A 5,349-nucleotide genomic window follows, 5' to 3' on the forward strand; every position below is an offset into this window, starting at 1 on the left:
TACCCGGTTGTTGAACCGCCCTCCAAATAGCTCGTGCATCCTGAACATCGTTTTTATTACCCATCCGGAATGCCCGGACAAACCGGGCCTGAAGCAAACGGACTTCATGTCCCTGTTTTCTCAGTTCCCGTGCCCAATAATGCGCCCCACCACAGGCTTCCATACCAATCAGATTTCATGAGTGGATCCTCCAGTCATCGGGAAGCTACAGGCTTCCACTTTTAGGCACTATAAGGCCGGAAATCTGAGAGGATCCACGCCTCATCTCTCAATTCCATCACAATGCCGGGAGCTAAGTGGTTGGGATGCGTTCATTACATTCTCCTTGTAGAAAATTTTTGCCCATCGGCATCAGCCAATATCTTATTATCAATGAGATCCCATCACCTGAAGATGGGTAATTGGTCGAGTAGCCCGAGGGGATCTCACCCGCAGGCCCTCACGCAACCGGACATGAAGTAGAGTAGAGCGCCAGCGAGTTACCATTTGCTATAGCACTTTTCCGAACGCCCCCTCTCCAAACCGGACATGAGACTTTCGACCTCATCCGGCTTTCCAGTGTCATTTTTCCCGATTTTGGTTGGACAAAACTTGTGAATTTCCGCCTGCCTCGATCGGAATAGACGGCCAGAACATTTTCGGCTGTGGCCATTTCGGTTACCTCAATATTTGGTCGTCAGACACCTGTGATCCTTCGCCATGTGGACGGCTTTCCCGTCCCCGGACTACTACGATCACTCCGTCACCCTGGGTCTCGCGACCCGTAGGCGATCCCGTGTTCGCACGAATCGAACGTGATAGCGCAACGTAGGTTCCCCGTTCGACACCTTGAACGATCTCGCTGACCGTCGTTCAGCAGGGGAAGATTTCGGCTGGCGAGAGGTTTACCAGCCTATCCTGCCGACACAGCCCTGACATACCGTGGCTATGGATGTGAGTATTCCATCACTGGTGTCTGAGGTTCAGGCAATACAGCTTTAACCTTATTACGCGGGTCTTGCACAACAACCCGGTATGTTCGTCGGGACTGTGCTTTTCAGTCATGCTTATGTCCCTTAAGATTTTCACCATCCGGTAAGACTGATGACCCAGCAGTATTTCTTCCAACTCCTCCTGCCTAAGGCAGGGATTCGATTCGCCGCTTTCACGGCGCACTCTCTCGATTCATCCGGCTCCTATCGTCCAGTCATACCAGCATGAGTAATCGGCCAATGAGCGAATAGACTAGGCCACCGCGCGACTACACGCTTTAGCCATGTCGTTGCCCGTGAAGCGCTACCCAGCCGTTTATATTTCCGTTTTGCCCATCGCACAAGAGCATAGTTCAGTTGCTCCAAAATCGGAGCAAGCTTCGATCTATAAAATTTGCCATAGTAGTTGCTCCAGCCCCGTAAAACAGGGTTGAGACTATTCGCCAGTTCCTTGATCGATAACTGTGTCCATCGGTGCGTTTTCCATCTTCGAATTTTCCCCCGCATCGCCTTAGCTGCTTTCACACTGACAGCAGGTAGAACGCTGAGGAACAGCGTTCCATCCCGACGCTGTGTACATCGAGGTTGGAACCTGTACCCGAGAAAATCAAAATGGATCACCGGATAATCTCCTCGTCTTGTGCCATCTTTGCAATAAACTACCTTCGTCTTGTCCGGGTGCAGTGTTAATCCACACTCAGTGAATCGCTGGCCAATGTCCCGAAACAGCCTTTCAGCTGCCTTTTGCGATTTGCAGTGAACAATCAGTCGAGTCGCCCCGGGGAACCTCCCCCAAGGCGCTCACGGAACCGGACGTGAACGTCTCCGCTCATCCGGCTCTTCCCATTGAAGCCTGCCCCCATAGTAGCGGCCAGTGGGCAAACAACCTCGTTTCACTCCGCGCAACACGCGCCAGCCAGTGACTGGCCCGTCGCCGGTGGCCCCGAAGTCGCTTATGTTTACGGGTCAGCCATAACACGAGTTTGCGATCGATTTGCCTCAGCGTTGGATACAGGGCCGATTTATAAAAAACACCGTAATAATTTATCCAGCCTCTGATTTTCGCATTGAACATATGCGCCAGATCGTTCAAGGACTTGTCACTGCGATTTTGCAGACCCCAACTCCTCACCTCCTGACGGATTGCTTTCCCTGCTCTGGCACTCATCCCCGGACTGAAGTTAACGAAGGTCTTACCCCAGCGATTCTTCGACAAACGGGGCCGGAATGTATAGCCCAGAAAGTCGAAGCGCGTCTCTGCGTAATTCCCCCGTCGATCGGCATCTTTACAGTAAACCATCCGGGTCTTCTGCGGATGCCACTCCAGCCCACATTGCGCGAACCTCTGGCCTGCTTTACTTATCAGTGCTTCGGCCTGCAACTGACTGTGACAGTGGCATACAACATCATCGGCATACCTTTCAAAGGGGACGCCGGGAAACTGACGTTTCATCCACATATCAAAGGCATAATGCAGGAACAGATTCGAGATCAGGGGTGAAATCACGCCGCCCTGCGGCGTCCCCCTGTTCCGTACCTGCACCCTTCCATCCGGCATTTGCACCGGCGCCTTCAGCCAGCGTTCGATATACATCACCAACCAGCGTTCCTGTGTGTGATGCCGCACTGCTTTCAGTAACAGGGCATGATCAATATTATCAAAGAAGCCTTTGATATCGATTTCCACAACCCAGTCAAACTTCCAGCAACGTGTTCTCGCCTGCGCAATCGCCTGGTGAGCAGATTTCCCCGGCCGGTAGCCATACGAATCGGCATGGAACAGAGGTTCCAGTACAGGCTCAAGTACCTGTTTAACGACCATCTGGGCGATTCTGTCCGACACGGCAGGAATACCGAGCGGACGCACACCACCATCAGCTTTGGGGATCTCCACACGCCTTACCGCCTGCGGCATATAACTGCCCGAAGCCAGTCTGTTCCATAGCTTGTAGAGATTGTCTGCAACATTCTCGTCAAACCCGGCCAGTGTCTGTCCGTCAATACCTGCCGCACCACGGTTAGCTTTCACTCGTTTATACGCTTCCCACACCTGTCGCTTACTCACAGGAAATGGCTTTGCCGATTTTACAGCAGTCCTCCCACCGGCTTTATCGCYCGTGGTTGCTGTCGTGCCATCAGCACAATGGGGCAAGCCCTTTGCTCCAGAYCCATTACGGTCCTTCAACGCTACTACGGCTTGCTCCGCCCCTGTACCCCGCATTGGTACTCTGGCGCTCATGGGACCTCCACTTGCGTTTCTCCCTTCWCATCGGGGTGACAGGTTCCCACGTTCCCCACAAGAGCCTGAATCGACTTCACGCCGCCTTTATGCCGGATGCCGCGCAGGCAGTAAACAGGTCGCCCCCTGCGCTTATCCCACAGGAACGACTCCACCATGGTTTTGACATCATCTATACGCTTTCGACACATCATCAACGGTTCACTTTCGTTCGTCTCTTCGATCCCTACCTGATCGGATCATGCCCGACCTTTTCCCATCTCGCTCACCACCACGTCTCTTAAACGCAGCAGCAGTGGGGGGGTTGGTGCCTGCGCCTGTACGCCGACACCGAGGGGCCTGCCCTCATCTCTTGTGTTGCATAGCTGCACGGGGACTTACGTCCCCGGTGCATGCCTTCGTGGCACACTATCATCAGCGTATCGCTCAAACCGGACGACAGGAAATTCCCGTTTCATCCACATGTCGAATGCATAGTGCAGGAACAAATTCGCCAACAACGGACTAATGACGCCCCCTTGCGGCGTACCTTTATCCCTTATCTGCACCGTCCCATCCGGCATATGTACCGAAGCGGTCAGCCATCGCTCAATGTAGAGCAACACCCACTTACAGTCCGTGTGTTTGCGCACCGCCTTTATCAGGAGTTCATGATCGATGTTATCGAAGAACCCTTTGATATCTACATCCAGCACCCAGTCCATACGCCAGCATCGTTGCCGGGCTAGCTTCAGGGCATCGTGCGCAGATTTGTGCGGGCGGTAGCCATAGGAGTCATCGTGAAATAGTGGCTCCAGAATCGGCTCCAGCATGTTTTTGACCACCATCTGCGCGATGCGATCCGCGACCGTAGGTATCCCCAGCGGTCTCGTTCCCCCCGTCACCTTTGGTATCTCAACACGCCGAACTGCTGGCGGCATATAGCTGCCCGAGGCCATTCGGTTCCAGATCTTGTACAAGTTCCCCACGAGGTTCTTGTCAAATTCCTCAATCGACTGGCCATCGATTCCGGCACTGCCTTTGTTGGCTTTTACCTTCTTGTACGCGCTCCAGACAGCCTGTCTGGATAACGCAAACGGTTTGGACTGGCTCACAGGTTCCTCCCGCTTACGCGGTTGACCTGTAATACAGCCCCAACGACTGGCCCCCTTCGCTCCACGCCCATTACAGGCGCTTCATCACTACTACGGAACCATCTGCCCCTGTGCCCCGCATTGGTACTCAGGCGCTCGCAGGGTTTCTGCTCGACGCCGCTCCCTTCGCATCGGGACGACAGGTTCCCACGTTCCATGCCAGAGCCTGTGTTGTGCTCATGCTGTCTATATGCCGGATGCCGACCAGCCAGTAACCAGATAACCGCTGGACTTATCACGCACCGCTTAGAAAGCGCGTTTTTGACATCATCTTGTTCCTTTCGACACTGCATCTACAGTTCACTCTCGTTCATCTTCACAACACATACATGACGCATCTGACTGCGCCTTTTCCCTGACGCTCACCACCACCGCTCTTAACGGCAGCAACTCAGGGTAGTTTGAAGGCTGCGTCTGGACACCGCCTCCGAGGGGCCGACCCTCATCTCTCGCACAGCATTGCACCCTCTATTTGCCACAGGATGCATTCGTGGCACACCTACGCCGGAAACCCTAATTCAAGTACCCCACAAATTTTTATGCTCTGTATGAAAATTGTTCCCAAAACTTTTCATAGGCAAAAGATAGTTAAAGTGAGCATTAAAGTAAATTCGCCTGTAAGGGGCGAAAGAGAGTTTCAGAGAGCATTAGGAGTTGATACGCCCCGAAGCGGAGCATTACTTGTCTTTATTAAGTAATGCGACTGAGAGCGAAATAGGGAGCCTCAATACCCCCCACGCCCTGCTAAGCTGTGAGCGAAGCGAACTAAATGGCATGATATGACAGCAATGGAGATGTTGGATGGTCGGAGACGAAAGGATGTTGAAGCAATATGACTGAAAATCGATTAGTCATTTCCTTATTTATTGTAGGTAATTATTACATCTCCTTTCTGAGCGGCGGCAGCGAAGCTGCTTGTAAGCGAAGTCATTTTTTATTTTTTACGGGTAGCAGGTGGGAGGTTTAATCACCTGCTAACTCCCTTTTTTAAGGGTCGGGTGGGGGG

The 5,349-nt window shown here is 52.9% G+C and carries 4 protein-coding genes and 2 pseudogenes; 1 reads left to right on the forward strand and 5 read right to left on the reverse strand.

Features of this window, described 5'->3' with window-relative positions:
• From D3222_RS23350 to D3222_RS25700, 5 genes and pseudogenes are all read right to left on the reverse strand, one after another.
• Window positions 1-172, reverse strand: a pseudogene (locus D3222_RS23350) (IS110 family transposase); the annotation flags it as partial.
• Between the two features lie 1,003 nt (window positions 173-1,175).
• Window positions 1,176-1,478 (reverse strand): group II intron maturase-specific domain-containing protein, encoded by a 303-nt coding sequence (locus D3222_RS23355; RefSeq protein WP_157975423.1) that lies wholly within the window; start codon window positions 1,476-1,478, stop codon window positions 1,176-1,178.
• Between the two features lie 322 nt (window positions 1,479-1,800).
• Window positions 1,801-3,210 (reverse strand): group II intron reverse transcriptase/maturase, encoded by a 1,410-nt coding sequence (gene ltrA / locus D3222_RS23360; protein WP_118988228.1) that lies wholly within the window; start codon window positions 3,208-3,210, stop codon window positions 1,801-1,803.
• A 377-nt stretch (window positions 3,211-3,587) separates the two neighbouring features.
• A complete protein-coding gene (gene ltrA / locus D3222_RS23370) occupies window positions 3,588-4,304 on the reverse strand; it encodes a group II intron reverse transcriptase/maturase (RefSeq protein WP_232832646.1) in 717 nt (238 codons plus the stop codon).
• Window positions 4,301-4,636 carry a hypothetical protein gene (locus D3222_RS25700; protein WP_232832647.1) on the reverse strand — a complete coding sequence of 112 codons (336 nt, stop codon included), beginning with the start codon at window positions 4,634-4,636 and terminating at the stop codon, window positions 4,301-4,303. The genes ltrA (D3222_RS23370) and D3222_RS25700 overlap by 4 nt, the downstream gene beginning before the upstream one ends.
• Window positions 4,637-4,698: 62 nt before the next feature.
• Here D3222_RS25700 and D3222_RS25705 point away from each other — a divergent pair.
• Window positions 4,699-4,855: pseudogene (locus D3222_RS25705) on the forward strand (hypothetical protein); the annotation flags it as partial.
• Window positions 4,856-5,349: the final 494 nt, after the last annotated feature.

This window comes from Photorhabdus sp. CRCIA-P01, from assembly GCF_003545805.1.
In the GTDB taxonomy this organism is placed as follows: Bacteria; Pseudomonadota; Gammaproteobacteria; order Enterobacterales; family Enterobacteriaceae; genus Photorhabdus; species Photorhabdus antumapuensis.

Coding starts and splice junctions, on each gene's coding strand:
- D3222_RS23355 (WP_157975423.1), bottom strand. CDS start 1,478: ATGCGGGGGAAAATTCGAAGATGGAAAACGCACCGATGGACACAGTTA.
- D3222_RS25700 (WP_232832647.1), bottom strand. CDS start 4,636: ATGCAGTGTCGAAAGGAACAAGATGATGTCAAAAACGCGCTTTCTAAG.